16 protein-coding genes and 1 pseudogene are annotated in these 16348 nt (G+C 74.1%); 9 read left to right on the forward strand and 8 right to left on the reverse strand.

The genetic code is table 11. The features are described from left to right. The first annotated feature begins 143 nt into the window (after positions 1–143). Positions 144–1025, forward strand: a complete 882-nt coding sequence (locus ABZ128_RS12430; protein ID WP_356847916.1) for a GNAT family N-acetyltransferase — start codon at positions 144–146, stop codon at positions 1023–1025. A 140-nt stretch (positions 1026–1165) separates the two neighbouring features. On the opposite strand, the gene ABZ128_RS12435 is transcribed toward ABZ128_RS12430, so the two are convergent. The 4 genes from ABZ128_RS12435 to ABZ128_RS12450 all read right to left on the reverse strand — a co-directional run bounded on the left by ABZ128_RS12435 (position 1166) and on the right by ABZ128_RS12450 (position 5238). Beyond that, the gene (locus ABZ128_RS12435; protein ID WP_356847917.1) at positions 1166–1612 is read right to left on the reverse strand and encodes a MarR family transcriptional regulator; all 447 of its coding nucleotides are present in this window, start codon (positions 1610–1612) and stop codon (positions 1166–1168) included. After that, positions 1609–2091 (reverse strand): MarR family transcriptional regulator, encoded by a 483-nt coding sequence (locus tag ABZ128_RS12440; protein WP_356847918.1) that lies wholly within the window; start codon positions 2089–2091, stop codon positions 1609–1611. The genes ABZ128_RS12435 and ABZ128_RS12440 overlap by 4 nt, the downstream gene beginning before the upstream one ends. A gap of 64 nt (positions 2092–2155) precedes the next feature. Next, on the reverse strand, positions 2156–2956 hold the full coding sequence (locus ABZ128_RS12445; protein WP_356847920.1) for a hypothetical protein: 801 nt from the start codon (positions 2954–2956) through the stop codon (positions 2156–2158). 20 nt (positions 2957–2976) lie between these two features. Beyond that, positions 2977–5238, reverse strand: a complete 2262-nt coding sequence (locus ABZ128_RS12450; protein WP_356847921.1) for an MMPL family transporter — start codon at positions 5236–5238, stop codon at positions 2977–2979. Positions 5239–5504: 266 nt separating this feature from the next. Here ABZ128_RS12450 and ABZ128_RS12455 point away from each other — a divergent pair, with 266 nt between their 5' ends. Next, positions 5505–6197: a response regulator transcription factor gene (locus ABZ128_RS12455; protein WP_356847923.1), complete on the forward strand. Its 693-nt coding sequence runs from the start codon at positions 5505–5507 to the stop codon at positions 6195–6197. Further along, entirely contained in the window at positions 6194–7657 is a 1464-nt protein-coding gene (locus ABZ128_RS12460) for a HAMP domain-containing sensor histidine kinase (protein ID WP_356847924.1), read from the forward strand. Before ABZ128_RS12455 ends, ABZ128_RS12460 begins: the two co-directional genes overlap by 4 nt. A 68-nt stretch (positions 7658–7725) precedes the next feature. On the opposite strand, the gene ABZ128_RS12465 is transcribed toward ABZ128_RS12460, so the two are convergent. After that, positions 7726–8160 (reverse strand): MarR family transcriptional regulator, encoded by a 435-nt coding sequence (locus tag ABZ128_RS12465; RefSeq protein ID WP_356848065.1) that lies wholly within the window; start codon positions 8158–8160, stop codon positions 7726–7728. Between the two features lie 98 nt (positions 8161–8258). On the opposite strand from ABZ128_RS12465, the gene ABZ128_RS12470 reads away from it, so the two are divergent. Both ABZ128_RS12470 and ABZ128_RS12475 read left to right on the forward strand, forming a co-directional pair. Continuing rightward, positions 8259–9101 carry an alpha/beta fold hydrolase gene (locus ABZ128_RS12470; RefSeq protein ID WP_356847925.1) on the forward strand — a complete coding sequence of 281 codons (843 nt, stop codon included), beginning with the start codon at positions 8259–8261 and terminating at the stop codon, positions 9099–9101. 119 nt (positions 9102–9220) lie between these two features. After that, positions 9221–9678: pseudogene (locus ABZ128_RS12475) on the forward strand (MarR family winged helix-turn-helix transcriptional regulator). Positions 9679–9709: 31 nt separating this feature from the next. Here the strand turns inward: ABZ128_RS12475 and ABZ128_RS12480 are convergent. After that, positions 9710–11326: an FAD-binding oxidoreductase gene (locus ABZ128_RS12480; protein WP_356847926.1), complete on the reverse strand. Its 1617-nt coding sequence runs from the start codon at positions 11324–11326 to the stop codon at positions 9710–9712. A gap of 64 nt (positions 11327–11390) precedes the next feature. Between ABZ128_RS12480 and ABZ128_RS12485 the strand changes: the two genes are divergently transcribed. The 3 genes from ABZ128_RS12485 (at position 11391) to ABZ128_RS12495 (ending at position 13644) form a co-directional block, all read left to right on the forward strand. Further along, a complete protein-coding gene (locus tag ABZ128_RS12485; RefSeq protein ID WP_356847928.1) occupies positions 11391–12008 on the forward strand; it encodes a TetR/AcrR family transcriptional regulator in 618 nt (205 codons plus the stop codon). 511 nt (positions 12009–12519) lie between these two features. Then, complete coding sequence (locus ABZ128_RS12490) at positions 12520–13209, forward strand: AAA family ATPase (RefSeq protein WP_356847929.1); 690 nt, start codon at positions 12520–12522, stop codon at positions 13207–13209. A gap of 285 nt (positions 13210–13494) precedes the next feature. After that, on the forward strand, positions 13495–13644 hold the full coding sequence (locus tag ABZ128_RS12495) for a hypothetical protein (protein ID WP_356847931.1): 150 nt from the start codon (positions 13495–13497) through the stop codon (positions 13642–13644). A 49-nt stretch (positions 13645–13693) separates the two neighbouring features. Here ABZ128_RS12495 and ABZ128_RS12500 read toward each other — a convergent pair whose 3' ends face one another. Next, the gene (locus tag ABZ128_RS12500) at positions 13694–14311 is read right to left on the reverse strand and encodes a TOPRIM nucleotidyl transferase/hydrolase domain-containing protein (RefSeq protein WP_356847932.1); all 618 of its coding nucleotides are present in this window, start codon (positions 14309–14311) and stop codon (positions 13694–13696) included. 567 nt (positions 14312–14878) lie between these two features. On the opposite strand from ABZ128_RS12500, the gene ABZ128_RS12505 reads away from it, so the two are divergent. Further along, positions 14879–16048 (forward strand): PIG-L family deacetylase, encoded by a 1170-nt coding sequence (locus tag ABZ128_RS12505; protein WP_356847934.1) that lies wholly within the window; start codon positions 14879–14881, stop codon positions 16046–16048. A gap of 43 nt (positions 16049–16091) precedes the next feature. On the opposite strand, the gene ABZ128_RS12510 is transcribed toward ABZ128_RS12505, so the two are convergent. Then, entirely contained in the window at positions 16092–16322 is a 231-nt protein-coding gene (locus tag ABZ128_RS12510) for a helix-turn-helix transcriptional regulator (RefSeq protein ID WP_356847935.1), read from the reverse strand. Positions 16323–16348: the final 26 nt, after the last annotated feature.

Raw genomic sequence — 16348 nt, forward strand, 5'->3', positions numbered from 1 at the left:
GATGGGACAGCTAGGTTCTCCCAGCCGTCCGATGGCGTTCGGGACCGGTGCTGTCGACGAGGAGGTGTGCAGCACATGCGCAGGAGTGCTCAGCAGTTGAGTCCGCGTACTGACCTTGGCCACTTCCTCATGACGGAGACACCTTGTCGTCCCGCATCACCCCGCTGACCGACCCCGTTCACGGCCCGAACAGCCGGCGTCTTGCATGGCTGGCGTCCGACGCCGATGCCATCCCCATCGGAACCGCCTTTCTGCGCCTGTTCAACAGTCCCGGACAGGAGCACCTCGCCGAACTGACCCTCGGTGTCCATCCCGTGGAACGACGCCGGCACGTCGGCTCGCAGCTCCTCAACGCCGCCGTGGCCGCTGCCCGGGCCGATGCCCGGCGCTGCGTCATCGCGCAGGCCGAGGCCGGATCGCCGGGCGACCACTTCCTGCCGGCGCGCGGTTTCAGGAAGGTCCTCACCCTGAGGTTCTCCCGCTTGCCGCTCGCCGACGCGGACACCACCGCCCTCGCCCGCATCATCGAGCGCCCGCATCCCGGCTACCGGCTGGTGTCATGGCGCGGAACCGTGCCCGACGGTCTCGCCGAGACATTCGCCGCCTCGCGTCGCGCCATGGACGACATGCCCATGGACGACACCGACTACGGCGCGGTGGCCTGGGACGTGGACCGTGTCCGGGCCGCGGCGAAGGCCGTCGAACAGCGTGGCGACCACCTGCACACCGTCGTTGCCGTAGACGCCTGCGACGACTCGATCGCCGGGTTCACCGAGCTGGTCGTCCCCGGCGACGGCAGAGGGGACGGCCAGCACTACGGCACCGGCGTGTTGCCCGAGCACCGTGGGCACGGCCTCGGCCGATGGATGAAGGCCGAGTCGATCCGACACGCCCATGAGCGCTATCCGGACCTCGGCGGCCTCCTGACCGACACCGCCGACAGCAACACGCACATGAGACAGATCAACGACAGTCTCGGCTACACGCCCACGCACACGACACACCAGTACCAACTCGACCTCTAGCGGCGTACGGACGGGCCGGATCCGGACATCACATGGTCCGGTCCGTCCATGCGACGGCTGCATCGGCTTGATCGGCGCGGCGGGCATGCCGGCGTTTCCGGGACGCTGCCCGGCGTGACCGCGATGGGCCGGGCGGAGCCTCAGGCGCCGGCCAGCTCGGCGTTCGCCCGCTCCGTGACCAGGGTCAACACGCGGCCCGCGACCGCCAGGTCCTCGGCCGGAATGCCGGCGTACAGCCGAGCCGCGATCTCGGCGGTCGCGGCGGCGGTGGTCTCGTACCGTTCCCGTCCGGCTTCGGTGGGCCGTATCCGCGACGCGTCCGCCGGGTCCTCTTCCACCAGCTTCGCGGCCGTCAGCTCCTCCATGACGCCGTGTACGAACGAGGCGTCGGTCTTCAGCGAGCCGGTGACCTCGGCGACGAGCTCCTCGCGGCCGATGGACCCGCCCGCGACCACGACGGCCCGGAGCGTCACGTTCTGGTGGAACGTGACGCCGTGGCGGGCCACCGCGTCTTCCGCGAGGGCGCGACCGGCGTAGTGGGCCAGGGCGATGACCCGGGCGTTGACCAGGGGTGCGGTGGTGGTCATGACTGCTCCTTCTCGTTCTCGGTGTGTGGATCAAGAGGTGCATCGAGCAGGGTCGCCAGCTCGCGGGTGAACTGCCGGGTGCGCGGGCTGTCCTGTCCGCCGAGCGGCTCCAGCAGCTGGTCCAGGAGCCCCTGGACCACCGTGATCGCGCGGCCCGTGACGTCGTCTCCCCGCTCGGTGAGCGACAGCTGCATCGCGCGCGGGTCCTTCGGGTCCCGGGTCCGGGCGACGAGTCCGGCGGCCTCCAGGGCGCGGGCGAGCTTGGAGACGTACAACGCCTCCAGCCCGGTGTGGTCGGCGAGCAGACGCTGGCTGGGCTGCAGCCCGGAGCGCCGCATGCCGTGGAGCGAGGCCATCAGGGCGTACTGGGCGTGCGTCAGGCCCAGCGGCGCGACCGCCCGGTCGACGGCCACCCGCCACTTCATCGACAGGCGCCAGACCAGGAATCCCACCGTGGCGCCCTCAGGTGCTGTACTCACAGCAAATACAGTACATGGATACTATGTACATGGCTACTGTTTTCCCGGGGCGCTCGGTGCGAGGTCATGGACCGTCCGTGCCGGGGGCTCCGGCGAAGCCGACATGACGTGCGTCGACCGTGGCCTCGATGCCCCGGTCCGTGACCCGTACCGACGTGGGCTTCAGGGCCGCCGCCGGGCCCTGGGGCCCCGGTCCGGCGGCCAGCCGGTCGCGGATCCCCCGGGTGAGCCGCTCGGGGGCCGGCGTCCCCATCAGCGTGGCCGCGTCCAGCGTGAACTCCACCCGGCCCTCGTGCAGCCGGGGACGCAGGGCGATGTCCAGGGCGCCGCCGGGCCCGAGTCCGATGTGCAGGACCCCGGCTGCCGGATCGGTGGTCACCCCGGCGACGGGCAGGGACTGTTCCCCCGTCGGGAGCCAGGCACGGACGGCCTCGGTCGGTACGGTGATCCGCCCGCGGACGGCGTCCACGGCCCTGCTGCCGCCCCCGCCCAGCGGGACCCCCTCCAGGCCCAGCCGCACCGAAGCCCCCGTCACCCGGCCGAGCGCCGCATCGTCCCCGGTGACGGTCACGCGGCCGGCCCGGCCCCGGGCCAGCGCCAGCAGGCCCGAACCGGAGAGGTCCGCGTCGGTCCGCCCCAGGCGGGCTCGCAGGGCGTCCTCGACTCCGTTCTCGACGACCGCGGTCGCGGTGGCTTCGGCGCAGCCGGCCAGGAGTGCCGTGCCCAGGACCGCGGCGAGGATCCGGACCCGCCGTCGCCCGCGCCGGGAGCGGGACGGCCGGCCGCCCGCCCTTCCGCCCGCCCCGGGCCCGGCGGCCGTGGTGCGGGGGCGCCCGCCGGCACCTGCGGTGGTGGTACGGCTCATGCCCGTACTGGTGCCACGGCTCATGCCCGTACCTCCCGCGTCCGGTCGCCGGGCCGGGACTCCTCCGTACGGCCGCCCTCCGGATCGAGGTGCGGCAGCATCCGGTCCAGCCAGGCGGGGATCCACCAGCTCGCGCGGCCGAGGAGGTGCATCGTGGCCGGGACGAGGAGCAACCGGACCACGGTGGCGTCGAGCACCACGCTGACGCCGAGCCCCAGGGCGAGCATCTTGACCACCGGGTTCGCCGAGAGGAGGAAGGCGAGGAAGACGCTGGTCATGATCAGCGCCGCGCAGCTGATGACGCGGGCGGTGGAGGCCAGGCCGGCGGCGACCGCGGCCCGGCCGTCACGGCCCGCCAGCCAGTACTCCCGGATCCGCGCCAGCAGGAACACCTCGTAGTCCATGGACAGGCCGAAGACGATGGCGAACATCATCATCGGCACATACGACTCCACGGGCACGCTCTCGTCCAGGCCGAACAGCGAGGATCCCCAGCCCCATTGGAAGACGGCGACGACCACGCCGAACGAGGCGCCGATCGAGAGCAGGTTGAGCACGGCCGCCTTGAGGGCGATCAGCGGGCTGCGGAACACGGCCAGCAGGAGGACGAACGCGGCGGCGACCACGAGCCCGACGACCAGCGGCAGGCGGTCGGCGAGCACGTCGCGGAAGGTCTGCTGGGCGGCGGTCTGCCCGGTGAGGTAGCCGGTGGCGTGGTACGGATCGAGCGCGCCGGGCAGGGTGTCCTCGGCCAGCCGGTGCAGCAGGTCGGCGGTGGCCCGGTCCTGCGGTGCGCTGCCGGGTACGACGGTGGAGACGAGAAGGGCGCCGTCCGCCGTCGCGGCGGGCGGGGTGGCCGAGGCGACGCCCGGGGTGTCGGTGAGTGCCCGGTGCAGCCGCCCGGCGAGCTCCGTGCGCCGGCCCGGGTCGGTGCCGGACTTGTCGAGGGTGACCACGACGGTGACGGGTCCGTTGGTGCCCGGCCCGAACCCGTCGGCGACCAGGTCGTACGCCCGGCGTTCGGTGGCGGTCGGGGGCGAGGCCCCGGCGTCGACGTGGCCGAGCCGCATGGACGCGGCCGGTACGGCGAGCACCGACAGTACGGCGGCGCCCAGCAGCAGGACGGTCCAGGGCCGGCGTCCGACGGCGGAGGCCCAGCGCTGCCAGACGTCCCCGTCCCCGCCCGGCTCTTCGCCGGGTTCCTCGCCAGGTTCGTCGACGGGTGTGCGGACGTGCAGCCGGTCGATGCGCCGGCCGGCCAGGCCCAGCAGGGCGGGCGTCAGGGTGAGCGCGGCCAGCGCGCCGGTCAGTACGGTGGTGCCCGCTGCGACCCCGAGCATGCCGATGAAGCCGACGCCGGAGGCGAACAGTCCGGCCAGGGCCGCGGTCACGGTCAGGGCGGCGACCAGCACGGCACGGCCGCTGGTGGCGACCGTACGGCCGGCCGCGTCCGCGGGGTCGGACAGGGTGTGGAGCAGCTTGCGGTGCCGGGTGACCAGGAACAGGGAGTAGTCCAGCCCGACGCCGAGGCCCATCATCACGGCGAGGGTGGGCGATACGGCGGCGAAGTCGAACGCCGCGGCGAGCAGGCCGAGCCCCGCCAGCCCGGCCAGCAGTCCGACGACGGCACTGATCAGGGGGAACGCGGCGGCCGCCACACTGCCGAAGCCCAGCAGCAGGACGATCACGGCCGTGGCGATGCCGATGAGCTCCGACGCCCGGTCGGCGCCGGCCGGGGCGGCGAGCTTGCCCAGCGGTCCGCCGTACTCGACGGTGACGCCGTCCGCGCGCAGCGGGGCGAGGGCGGCGTCGACCTGCTCCAGGTACGCCTTGTCGAACTGGGCCGGGTTCGCGTCGAAGCGGACGGTGTAGTAGCCGGTGCGGCCGTCCCCGGTCACGGCGGCGGGAGTGGCGAGCGGGTCCGCGACGCCGATCACCTCCGGCAGGCCGGCGAGCCGCTGCCCCGCGCTTTCCACGGCGTCCCGGTGTCCGGCCAGGCCCTCCGCGCCGGCCGAGAGCACGACCTGCGCCGGGACACCGCGGTGGGCCGGGCCGCCGTGGGCGTCGAGCAGATCCGCGCCGGTCTGCACCGAGGTGCCCGGGAGGGCGAAGTCGTCCTCGTACTGCCCGCCCCAGGCCCGGTCGGCGCCGACGGCCGCCGACAGCGCGAGGAGCCAGACGGCGATCACGAGCCACGGGCGTCCGGCGCAGGCCCGGCCGGTGCGGAACAGCAGCCCGCCCGGGGCGGAGCCGGGTGGTGCGGCCTGGTCACTGGGTTTCATCGAGGGAGTCCTTGCCGGGGGATCGGTACGGAGAGAAAGGGCACGGGGTGCTGCCGGGCGGCGCGTACGCCGCCGCGGCACCCGGCCACCGGCACCGATCATGGCCGCTGATTGCCCGGCGGCCATGAGGGGATTGTCAGGGCTGTGTAAGGCCGGGCGGGCGGCGCGCCGCCCGCCCCGGGCGCGGGGCGCAGCCTGGCTAGCATGAGTGGCGTCCCCACCCGCCCTCCGCGGCTCCGCTCCGCGCACAGGTCACCGGAGTCGTCATGAGCATCCGCAAGGGGCTCGTCCTCATCGTGGAGGACGACCCGAACATCGCCGCGCTGCAGCGCCTGTACCTGGAGCGGGACGGCTACCGGACGGAGACGGTCGAGGACGGCCCCGCAGGTCTGGAGGCGGTGGCCCGGCTCGCACCGGCCGCCGTCGTACTGGACGTCGGACTGCCCGGCATGGACGGGGTGACGCTGTGCCGCCGACTGCGCGAGCGGGACGACTGGACCCCGGTCCTGCTGGTCACTGCCCGCGGTGACGAGGCGGACCGGATCCTGGGCCTGGAGCTCGGTGCCGACGACTACCTGACGAAGCCGTTCTCGCCGGGTGAGCTCGTGGCCCGCGTCAACGCCGTGCTCCGCCGCGGGGCCCGCCCCGCGGCGGCTGCGGCCGTGCACACGGCGGGGCGGCTGCGGGTGGACCCCGCCCGGCACACCGTTCATGTCGACGGCACCCGGGTGGAGTTCACCGCCCTGGAGCTCAGCCTGCTCGCCTACCTGCTCGAACACCGCGGGCAGGTGTTCACCCGTACCCAGCTGCTGGACCAGGTGTGGGGCGACTCGGCCCACCGCGACCACCGCGTGGTCGACGTGTACGTCTCCCAGATCCGCGGCAAACTCGGCGACGCCAGCCCGATCAGGACCGTACGGGGAGTCGGCTACAGTGCGGCCGCCGGGGAGCCCGCGTGAGCGCCGCCCGACCGGGGCGGTGGACGCGACGGTGGACGCGACGGCGGGGCACCCTCGCCCGCGAACTGGTCCTGTTCGCGGGGCTGGTCGTCCTGGTGGCCGTACTGATGAGCGGGCTCACCGCCTGGTACACCGCGCGGGGCGGCGCGGAGGCGCAGGAACGCCGCCAACTCGCCCGGCAGGCCACCGCGTTGAGCCGGATCCCGCGGCTCTCCGTACTGCTGGTGGAGGGGGAGCAGCTGATCGCCGGCTCCAACGGACTGCGCCTCGCCGTCCTCGACGCCTCGGGCACGCTCCGCGGTCCGGCCTCGGCGGCGGTCACCAACGCGCAGCGGGACCGGCTGCTCACCCGCCGGCCGCTGTCGGCGACCGGAACCCTCGACGGCGAACAGGTCATCGTGGAGGGGCGGACGTTCGGGGCGGGCGGGGTGGTGCTCGCCAAACCGATGGGCGCGGTGGACGAGGCCGCCGCGCGCATCCGGCGGAGCCTGGTCCTTCCGCTGTGCGCCGGCCTGGTCGCGGCGGCCTGCGCCGGGCTGCTGCTGGCCCGCCGCATCACCCGCCCGCTGACCCGGGCCGCCGAGGTGGCGGGCCGCCTGGCCGACGGCCACCGCGGCATCGCGGCGGAAGGACCGGACCCGGTACGGGACGACGAGGCGGGCGGCGGACCGGGCGGCGGGCCCGCCGAGGTGGCGGAGCTCAACCGCGCCATGGCCGTCCTGGACCGGGCCCTGCTGCGCAGCGAGGAAGGCCGCCGGGAGTTCCTGCTCTCCATCTCCCACGAGATCCGCACCCCGCTCACGACGATGCGCGGCTACGCGGAGGCCCTGGCCGACGACGTGATCCCCGCGGACCGGGTTGCCGAGACGGGCAGGGTGCTGGTCGCCGAGGCACAGCGGCTGGACCGCTTCCTGTCCGACCTGCTCGACCTGGCCCGGCTGGAGGCCGACGACTTCCGCCTGGAACCCGCCGACACCGACCTCGTCGCGCTCCTGGAGCAGGCGGCCGAGGTGTGGCGGGAGCAGTGCGCCCGGCACGGGGTCGCGTTCCGGTGGGAACCGCCCGCGGCCGGGGAGGCCGCCCCGCCCGTACGGACCGACGGCTTCCGGGTCCGGCAGCTCGCCGACTGCCTGCTGGCGAACGCCCTGCGGGTCACTCCGGCGGGCCGGCCGGTGGTCCTGGCCCTCACGGCGGCCCCGGGCGGCGGCCCGCGCATCGAGGTCCGCGACGGCGGTCCGGGGCTGACGGACGACGACGTGTCGGTGGCCTTCGAACGGGGGGCACTGCACCAGCGCTACCGCGCGGAGCGGCCGGTGGGCAGCGGGCTGGGCCTGGCCATCGCCCACCGCCTGGCCACCCGCCTGGCGGCCACCCTCACCGCCACCGGCCACGGCCCTGAAGGGGGAGCGGTGTTCACCCTCACCCTCCCGTCCGTGCCGCCTGGCGGGGCGGGCGGCTGACCGGCAGGGAGAACGGGGGACGGGCGGGAATCATCCGGCCCCAGACCGCTCCCCCAAGCCGGCCCCGGTCACCGCTGCCGCTGCGGGGCGACGGCCGTGTGGGCCGCCGTCAGGAAGCGGCGGACCGTCTCGCGTTCGGTCGGGGTGAAACCGTCCAGGACGCCGAGCACCCCCTCGATCAGCGGGCCGAAGAACTCCCAGCCCAGACGCACCGCCTGCGGCTCGACGCGGAGCAGGACGCGGCGGCGGTCCTCCTCGTCGCGCACACGCGCGATGTGCCCCAGCCGCTCCAGCCGGTCGACCACGGCCGTCGTCCCGGCCGAGTTGAGGCCGAGCCGGGTCCCGAGCAGGCCCGGCGTGGCGGGTTCGTCCGCGCGCGCGGCGTCCAACAGGCAGATCAAGGCCCGCACATCGGTCGGGTGCATGCCGTTGCGCGCCGCGAACTCCGTCTGGCGCAGGCCGAATTCGACGGAAACCGCCCGCAGGAGGTGCACCAGGTCCATCGGGTCGCCCGCCCTGTTGTCGTCCACATCGCCTCCGCCTAGTATCTCTCGCTGAGCGAGATTATCGCCTGTCGAGGGATTGGGGCGCCATGTGTGCCATGCCCGTCACGTCCGGGACCGCCGTGCCCGGCTCCTTCCGTGCCGCCTACGAGGCCGTCCTGGAGCAGTGGCCCGGCCCCGTGGAAGCGGCGCGGCTGCCCACCCCGTACGGGATCACCCGCGTCAACAGCTGCGGTCCCGCGGGCGCCCCGCCCCTGGTGCTGCTCCCCGGCGGCGGGGCGACCTCCACGGTGTGGGGCGGGTGCGCCGCCACCGGGGAGTTCCGGCTGCACGCGGTGGACCTGGTGGGGGACCCCGGGCTCAGCGTGCCGGCACCCGGACGGCCGGTGCGGGACGTCGAAGCCCTCGTGCGGTGGCTGGACGCGGTACTCGACGGGCTCGGCGGCGGACCCGTCGCCCTCGGCGGGCACTCGTACGGAGCCTGGATCGCCGCCCACTACGCGGCCCGGCGCCCCGAGCGGCTCGCCCGGCTCCTCCTGCTCGATCCGACCCGGGTGTTCGCCGGGCTCCGGCCCGCGTACGTGGTGCGCGCCCTGCCGATGCTGGTGCGGCCCACCCCCGCCCGGATCCGGGGCTTCCTGGCGTGGGAGAGCGGCGGGGCGGCCGTGGACCCCGGGTGGCTGCGGCTCCAGGACGAGACGGCCCGCTTCCCCACGGCCCGGCCCGCCACCGGACGGCGCCCCGACCTCCGCGGCCTGGGGGAACTGCCGGTGCAGGCGCTGTTCGCCGCCGATGCCCGCTGCCATGACGCCGCCCGGGCGGCGGGGGCGGCGCGCGCGGTGCTGCCGGACGCGCGGATCGACGTACTCCCCGGGGTGTCCCACCACGCCCTGCCGCTGACGGCGGCCCCGGACATCGCCCGGTGGCTCGTCCGGCCATAGGCCGGCTCTCCCTGGCGGAAGTCGGCCGCCCGCACGGACGCGGACTGGACCTCACGTGCGGTTGAGGTCCTGGGGTCCGTTCGACGGACGATTTCCACAGGGAACGGAGCGGACCCGCCATGGAGTACTCGCACGACGACGCAGGCCTGCTCCGGCAGCCGATCGGCTGCCGGAGCAGGCCGCCTACGACGCGGTCGTCACCCGCACGCGGGGCGCCCTCGCCGAACTGGGCACCACACAGCCCCAGTGGTGGATCCTCCACCAGGTGGCCGGGACCGGGGGGACGAAGACCCGCGAGGAGGTGACGCGGATCCTGCACAACTACCTCGCCGTGGGCGCCGAGGTGCTGGGCGAGGAGTTCGACACGACCATCGCCCGGGGGTGGATCAACCAGGACGCCGACGGGAGCCTCCGGGCGACGCCGGAGGGCCGCGCCTTCTACGACGAGGCGGCGGCCCTCCAGCGGGACTTGCAAGGCGAGCGGCACGCGGGGATCTCCGACGAGGAGTACCTGACCACCCTGAAGGTGCTCCAGCGGTTCATCCACAACACCGGCGGCAAGGCCTGGCACCACTGACCGACCCCGGCCGTCGCGGTCGCGCTCGCGGTCAGTCCACGAGCACACCCGGGTTGAGGATGCCCCGCGGATCGAGCGCCCCCTTCGCGGCCCGCAGGGCGAGGGCGAAGGGTTCGGGGCGCTGGCGGTCGTAGCCCGGCCGGTGGTCCCGGCCGACGGCGTGGTGGTGGGTGATGGTGGCCCGGTGGCGGTGCAGGACCTCGCCGGCGACGGCCTTGAGGTCGTCCCAGAGGGCCACCTCGTCACCGGCACGGCCTGCTGCCAGGACGGTGAAGTACGGCGCCGCTCCGTCCGGGTACACGTGCGTCAGACGGCAGTTGACGGTCGCGGGGTACCCCGTGGCCTTCAGTGCCGCCTCTCCGATCCCGGTGCGTACCTCTTCGATCAGGGCGGGGATCCGGTCCCAGGTGGCCGCCGTCTCGAAGGTCTCCGCGACGGCGCCCATCCTGGCCAGGCCGTCGCGGAGGTACGGCATCCGCAGGAAGGCCGATCGCCAGGCGGCCACGGCCGCGTCGCCCGACGGGGCGCCTGCCGCGGCGCCGTCCCGGCCGGTGGCCCCGCCGTACCGGCCGCCGTGCGAGCGGGCCAGACCGACCGCCCGTTCCAGCCGGGAAGCCACCGGCTCGTCCGCCGACTCGAAACCCAGGACCAGTACGGCGGAGCCATCCTGGGCCGAGCCCGACAACGCGGCCTCACCCGCGTCCAGCAGACGGCAGTTGGCGGGGGAGAGGTCGGACTGCGCGAGGGCGCGCACCGCCCGCAGCGCGTCGTGGAAGTCGGTGAAGGCGACCGCGGCGGAGGCCTTGTGCCGGGGGCGTTCCTGGAGGCGGACCCATGCCTCGGTGATGACGCCGAGTGCCCCTTCGGAGCCCAGGAACAGGCGGTCGGGGGAGGGGCCCGCCCCCGAGGCGGGCAGCCGCCAGGAGCTGCTCGTTCCGGCCGGGGTGACGACGCGCATCGATTGCACGAAGTCGTCGATGTGCGTGCGGCCGGTGGCGTAGTGGCCGCCGGCGCGGGTGGCGAGCCAGCCGCCGAGCGTGGAGAACTCGAAGCTCTGCGGGAAGTGCCTCAGGGTGAGGTCGTGGGGCCGCAGCTGGTCCTCCAGGCTCGGCCCGAGGGTGCCGGCCTGGATGCGTGCCGCCCGGCCCACCGTGTCGACCTCCAGGACCCGCCCCATGGCGGTCAGGTCGAGGGACATCACCGCCCGGTGGGCGTCGCCGCGGTACTCCACGCCCCCGACCACCGAGGAGCCCCCTCCGTACGGGACGACGGCGACCCGGTGATCTCCGGCCCAGTCGAGCAGGTCGGCGACGCCGCGCTCGTCCGTGGGGCGGGCGACGAGGTCCGGGATGCGGCCGGGACGCCCGCGCAGCGCCCGTACCACGTCCCGGTAGGCCTTTCCCATGGCGTGGGCGGCGCGATCGCGGGGCTCGTCGCTGACCAGGTCGGCGAGGCTGCGCGGGGGCTCGACGACGGGGCGTGCGATGGCCAGGTCCCGCACGCGCGGCACCGGGAGCGGGCGGCCGAGGGTGCCGGGCAGCAGGGCGCCCATGGCGGTGCACTCCGCGTCGTCGGGATGGGCGTCCGTCCAGCCCCAGCCCCACCAGGAGCGGGTGCGGGACGTGGGCTGCGAGGGGGTGGCGGCCATGGATGCGCTCCAGAGGTCGAGGTAATTTACCTAGAGGTAAATTACCTACTGATAATATCGGTCCATGGCAACCCCTCCGACGAAGGCCGGCACCAAGGGAGTCCCGCGGGAGCACCGCCGGCAGCAGATGCTGGAGGCGGCCACGCAGGAGTTCGGCACCCGCGGCTACGCGGCTGCCTCGCTCCCCGCGATCGCCGCGCGCGTGGGCGTCACCAAGACGCTGCTGCACCAGTACTTCGGCACGAAGGAAGACCTCTACCTGGCCTGCCTGGTCCCCGTCGGGGACCGGCTCCTGGACGGCATCCGCACGGCGATGGGCCCGGACGGGACCACGCCGCACACCCCGCTGCGCGTACTCGACAGCATCTTCACCGCCCTGGAGGGGCAGCGGGAGGCGTGGTTCGTGCTGTACGACACCTCCCTGCCGCCCGGCGGCGAGGCAGCGCGCCGGGCTTCGGAGTACTGGTCCGCCATCGACGGCCTCGCGGCGGGAGGCACCGCCGAACTGCTGCACGCGACGGGATCCACCGACCCGCTGGACGCCGACGCCCTCATGTACGTCTGGCGGGACCTGGTCGCCACCCTCGTCCGCTGGTGGGTCAAACACCCGGAGCAGACCCCGCAGGCCATGACGCAGCGCTGCGCCCGCCTCTTCGCGGCCGCCGCAGGCCTCGCGGACTGACCCCCGGCCCGAGCCGGCCCGCCGCACCGCCGACGGGCAGCCCGTCGACCCCGCCCGACCCCGCCGGGACCCCGGCCGCAGTCCTCAAGCGGGTGCGGAGGCCAGGCGGGCGCGGAGCACAGCGCCCCACGTGTCGGCGGCGGCGGTCGGCGAACGCGCACGGACCGATAGCGTTCACCGGGTGATCGACCGAAACCGGGATGTCCCTCCCACCTCGCGCGCCGGCCGGACGCCCGGCCCTCCGTCCGGTGCCGTCCCACGAAACCCCTGGGCGAAGCCGCTGCCGCGCGACGCGGGAGAGCCGGCCGGAAGCCCCGTCCAAAGGCGTCCTCGCGGGCTTTCGGTGGTCTGGGCGCCCAGGACGGGCAGTTCACCGTCGACGAGGCTGTCCCACTGCGCGGCCGCGGTCTCCGCGATATCCGCGATGCTCGCGCGCTCCTCGAACGGGCCGGCCCCCGGGGCCCCGGCATCGGCGAACGCGCGGCCCCGCGCGCAGGAACAGGGGAGTGCGATGGGCGAACCACCGGCCTCCGCGGGCAACGTTCCCGCCGCGGGCGAACTACGCCCCCGCGGACTGGTCGACCTGCGCGGCATGCTGCCGGGACCGGCGCGCACGGTCGTGTATCCCCCGGGCGCCGTCGTGGTCGTCTCGGGTCTGCCGGGCAGCGGCAAGAGCACGCTGCTGGCGCGCTGGTCGCACGCCGCGGGCGTGCAGGTCGTCGAGCCGCGGGTGACCCACGTGCAGTGCGAGTCCCGCATGCCGGCATGGCTGCCCTACCCGGTCTACCGGCCCTGGGCCCGGCTGCGGCACTTCACCTGGCTGCGGGCGGCCGTGGCGTCCCGCGAGCCCCTCCTCGTGCACGACTGCGGAAGCCGCGCCTGGATGCGTACGTGGTTGCGCGCGGCGGCACTCCGCGCCGGCCGCACCGGCGGCGTCCACCTGGTCCTCATAGACGTCGGCCCCGCCACCGCACTGTCCGGGCAGCGGTCCCGCGGCCGATACGTCTCCCGGCGGGCCTTCGCCGGGCACGTGCGCGGACTCGGGCGGCTTGCCGGAGCGTTGGCCGCCCGCGGTCGTGAAGCGGTGCCGGAGGCGGCCTCCGTCGTACTGCTGGACCGGTCTTCCCGCGGCCACCTCTCCGGCATCGCGTTCACCGGGGATCCGCACACGGCGGCCGGGGAACCGCGCACCGCACCGTGAACACCGAGCCCGGAGGGCGCCGGCGCCGGCGCGTGGGGCGGTTGCGCCCGGCTGCCGTACGTCCCGCCCCCTGTCCCGCTGGAAGGGGCGACCGGCCGGTGTGACCCGTACGGGTACCCGGCACACCTTCGGACACCCCCATGACTCCGCGCCCGCGGGAATCCAGGCAGCCACGCTGTCGATACCACCATCGGCATCTGCGGACTCCCCGTCATCCCGTACCGGGGCAGCCCCGACGACGCGGCGGGCACCCGTATCCAGGACCAGGGCCACGCGGTGATCACCATGTCCACCTGCCTCACCCCGGAGGGCGAGGCGGCGGGCAACTACTGGCGGGACGCGCAGAACAACCCCGAACACCGCCTCGACAAGGTCGCCGTCCTCACCACGTCCACCTGGCGGAGGCGTGTAGTCGCGCCACTGCCCCGCGGGTAGCCTCCGGCGCGTGGAGCCGTGGTGCCCGGGCCCCTGGGCCCGGCGTCGGCTACAGGCTTCCGAGGAGTCCGTCGAGCGGGGCCGGTACCTGCCGGGGGTCCAGGGCCTCCACGAGCAGGCGACCGTAGCGGATCTTGCGGCCCTTCTTCGTGCCGAGGAAACGCCGCAACTGCTGCTGCCGCGGCCGACCGTGCTGGGCGGGCTGGTGCAGGAAGGTCTCCCAGGCGCGGTGATCGCCCTCTGCGCGGACGATCTCCTCGACGGTCGCCGTGCCGAGCGCGCGGATGAGCTCGTCCTCCAGGTCCGTCACGCAGACGAAGAAACCCCGGTGAGGCGCCCTCGCCCGGTTCAGGCCGCGGTCGTAGAACGGTTGTTCACGCTCATCACAGAGTCCTGCGAGGCGCAACCCGAGGCCGGGCGGCCCGAGGAGGCCGGCGTAGCGGCCGACGTTCATCGCCCCGCCCATCGACACGGCGCACACCCCCTCGGCGGCCAGGTCCCGGCCCTGCCGCGCGGTCAGCGCCTCAACGGCCGCGAGGTCACTCGGCCCTTCCAGCAGCACCGCCGTCCGCACCCCCAGGCGCACCGCCAGATCCCTCGCCACCCCGCCGGCACCGCCGTTCGCCCAGCCGCTGACCGCGTCCCGGAATGCCCTCATGTCCGTCATGGGGCGAGTCTGCACGTCACCCGACGGCGGGGCGCGGAATTTTCGACGCCCCCCGCCATCCCGGCTCGCCGCCTTCGACGGAGCCTGGGACCAGGCGACACGACCACGGCCACCGCCGACGCCCGCTCCCATCGCCGTCCACCGATCGGCCCGCCCGTGTCGCTGCCACCGCGGCTTCGCCCCTAGCATCGGGGCACAGCACACCGAGAGCGTGCGGTGCCGTTCCCGGCGTCGGCGCAGGCGCAGGGACGGACGAGTCCGCCGAAGGGGTCCGAGGTGAGGTCTGAGTCGGAGTCGGTCGACAGCCGGATACGCGTCGGTACCGGAAGCGTCCCGGTCTCGGCCCCGCACCTCGGAGCAGGACCCCCGCGGTGTGCGGAGCGCCGGACCCCGCCCGAGCGGCGGCGGCGCCGTTGGCGGCTGGTGCTTCCCTTGACCCTGGGCATCGTGCTGAGTGGGATGGCTCCGTTCCTGCAGGTCGACGTCGCGCATTCCCACGCTGGGCAGCGGCCCGGAGCCCGGAGAGGTGTGGAGCCGGGCACCGAGTGCCGACCCACCGTGATAGGTGTGGCCCACCAGGACGATGACCTGCTCTTCATCAATCCCGAAGTCCAGCGGCTCATCCGCCACAGGTGTTCCGTCGGCACGGTCTATCTGACCGCCGGCGATGCCGGGCACCCGTTCCCCGAGGATCCCTACGTACGACGACGAGAAGAAGGCTTACGGGCCGCCTACGCGACCATGGCGGGTGTCCCGGACCGCTGGCACCGCAGCGACATCACCGTACGGGGCCACCGTCTCGTGTCCCACGTCCTGCGCGACCGCCCCGACGTACGGCTCGTCTTCCTCCGCCTGCCGGACGGGTTCGCCAAGGGCGCCGGAAGCCCGCGGTACTCCAGGCAAAGCCTGCTGAAGCTGTTTCGCGGGCAGATCGCCACGATCAAGCCGGTGGACGGAGCCAAGCCCTACACCAGGGAGGAGCTGACCTCGGTGATCTCCGAAGTCCTTTCCTCCCGGAAGGCCGAACGCGTCCTGACGCTCGACTACGACAGCGCCACCTTCGGGGCCGGCCCGCCCAATCCGGCCGATCACAGCGACCACGAGATGACAGGGCGGTTCTTCCGCAAGGCCGCATTCCTGGCTCCCGCCCGCCCCACCGTCGCCTCCTACGTCGGCTACGGCCTCTCTCTGCTCCCGGCCAATCTCACTCCGCAGCAACGGCGCGACAAGGAAGCCGTCTACGACGTCTATCTCCGGTACGCGGGATGCTCCACGGCCCCCTGCCCGGCCGGATTCGCCCTCAGTCAGAACTTTCGCCGGTGGATCGGGAGGGAACACCGCAGGACGCACCGGCAGGCCCGCCCCGGGGAGATCGTGTCGGCGATCGGCCGCACCAGTGCCAAGGTCGCCGTCGAGCGTTGCCTCGCGAGGGACCCCCGCCTGCCTGCGCACGGCTCCGTCACCACGGCGGACTGCGACGGCGGGCCGGCCCAGCGGTGGACCTTCGTGGGAGCCACCGTCCGGGCCACCGGGTCCGGGGCCTGTCTCACCGCGTCCTTGCAGGTCAGCGTGGAGCCGTGCAGCGGGTCGAGCGCCCAGGCGTGGTGGCGTGACGCCGACGGAAGGATCGGATCGGGCGGCCGCTGTCTGCATCAGGACGACCTGGCGATGCTGAACCCCCGACTCGGTCTGGAACCGTGCAGTCCGTTTGAGCCCGAGGTGCGCTGGCAGTGGTAGGGCGGCGAGCCGACGTGGCCGGTTCCGTCGCGGTGGTCCGGTGTCAGAGTCCCATGGAGATGGCGAGGCGGGTCAGTTCGGCCGTGTTGTTGATGCCCAGCTTGGCGCGGATGCGGCGGAGGTAGGCGTCGACGGTGTGCTTGGAGAGTCCCATGTGGCGGGCCGTCTGGAGGTAGGTGCGTCCGGCGGCGATGTGTCCCAGTGCTTCCTGCTCGCGCGGTGCCAGGGAGAGAGCGGCGGTTTCGGCGGGCTGGTGGGTGAGGGTGAGGCTCATGGGATTTCCTCCGACGCATCGGTCAG

Source organism: Streptomyces sp. NPDC006326 (genome assembly GCF_040612915.1).
Classification (GTDB): Bacteria; Actinomycetota; Actinomycetes; order Streptomycetales; family Streptomycetaceae; genus Streptomyces.

Coding starts and splice junctions, on each gene's coding strand:
- ABZ128_RS12455 (WP_356847923.1), top strand. CDS start 5,505: ATGAGCATCCGCAAGGGGCTCGTCCTCATCGTGGAGGACGACCCGAAC.
- ABZ128_RS12495 (WP_356847931.1), top strand. CDS start 13,495: ATGTCCACCTGCCTCACCCCGGAGGGCGAGGCGGCGGGCAACTACTGG.
- ABZ128_RS12490 (WP_356847929.1), top strand. CDS start 12,520: ATGGGCGAACCACCGGCCTCCGCGGGCAACGTTCCCGCCGCGGGCGAA.
- ABZ128_RS12465 (WP_356848065.1), bottom strand. CDS start 8,160: ATGGACCTGGTGCACCTCCTGCGGGCGGTTTCCGTCGAATTCGGCCTG.
- ABZ128_RS12445 (WP_356847920.1), bottom strand. CDS start 2,956: ATGAGCCGTACCACCACCGCAGGTGCCGGCGGGCGCCCCCGCACCACG.
- ABZ128_RS12435 (WP_356847917.1), bottom strand. CDS start 1,612: ATGACCACCACCGCACCCCTGGTCAACGCCCGGGTCATCGCCCTGGCC.
- ABZ128_RS12470 (WP_356847925.1), top strand. CDS start 8,259: ATGCCCGTCACGTCCGGGACCGCCGTGCCCGGCTCCTTCCGTGCCGCC.
- ABZ128_RS12480 (WP_356847926.1), bottom strand. CDS start 11,326: ATGGCCGCCACCCCCTCGCAGCCCACGTCCCGCACCCGCTCCTGGTGG.
- ABZ128_RS12450 (WP_356847921.1), bottom strand. CDS start 5,238: ATGAAACCCAGTGACCAGGCCGCACCACCCGGCTCCGCCCCGGGCGGG.
- ABZ128_RS12510 (WP_356847935.1), bottom strand. CDS start 16,322: ATGAGCCTCACCCTCACCCACCAGCCCGCCGAAACCGCCGCTCTCTCC.
- ABZ128_RS12500 (WP_356847932.1), bottom strand. CDS start 14,311: ATGACGGACATGAGGGCATTCCGGGACGCGGTCAGCGGCTGGGCGAAC.
- ABZ128_RS12485 (WP_356847928.1), top strand. CDS start 11,391: ATGGCAACCCCTCCGACGAAGGCCGGCACCAAGGGAGTCCCGCGGGAG.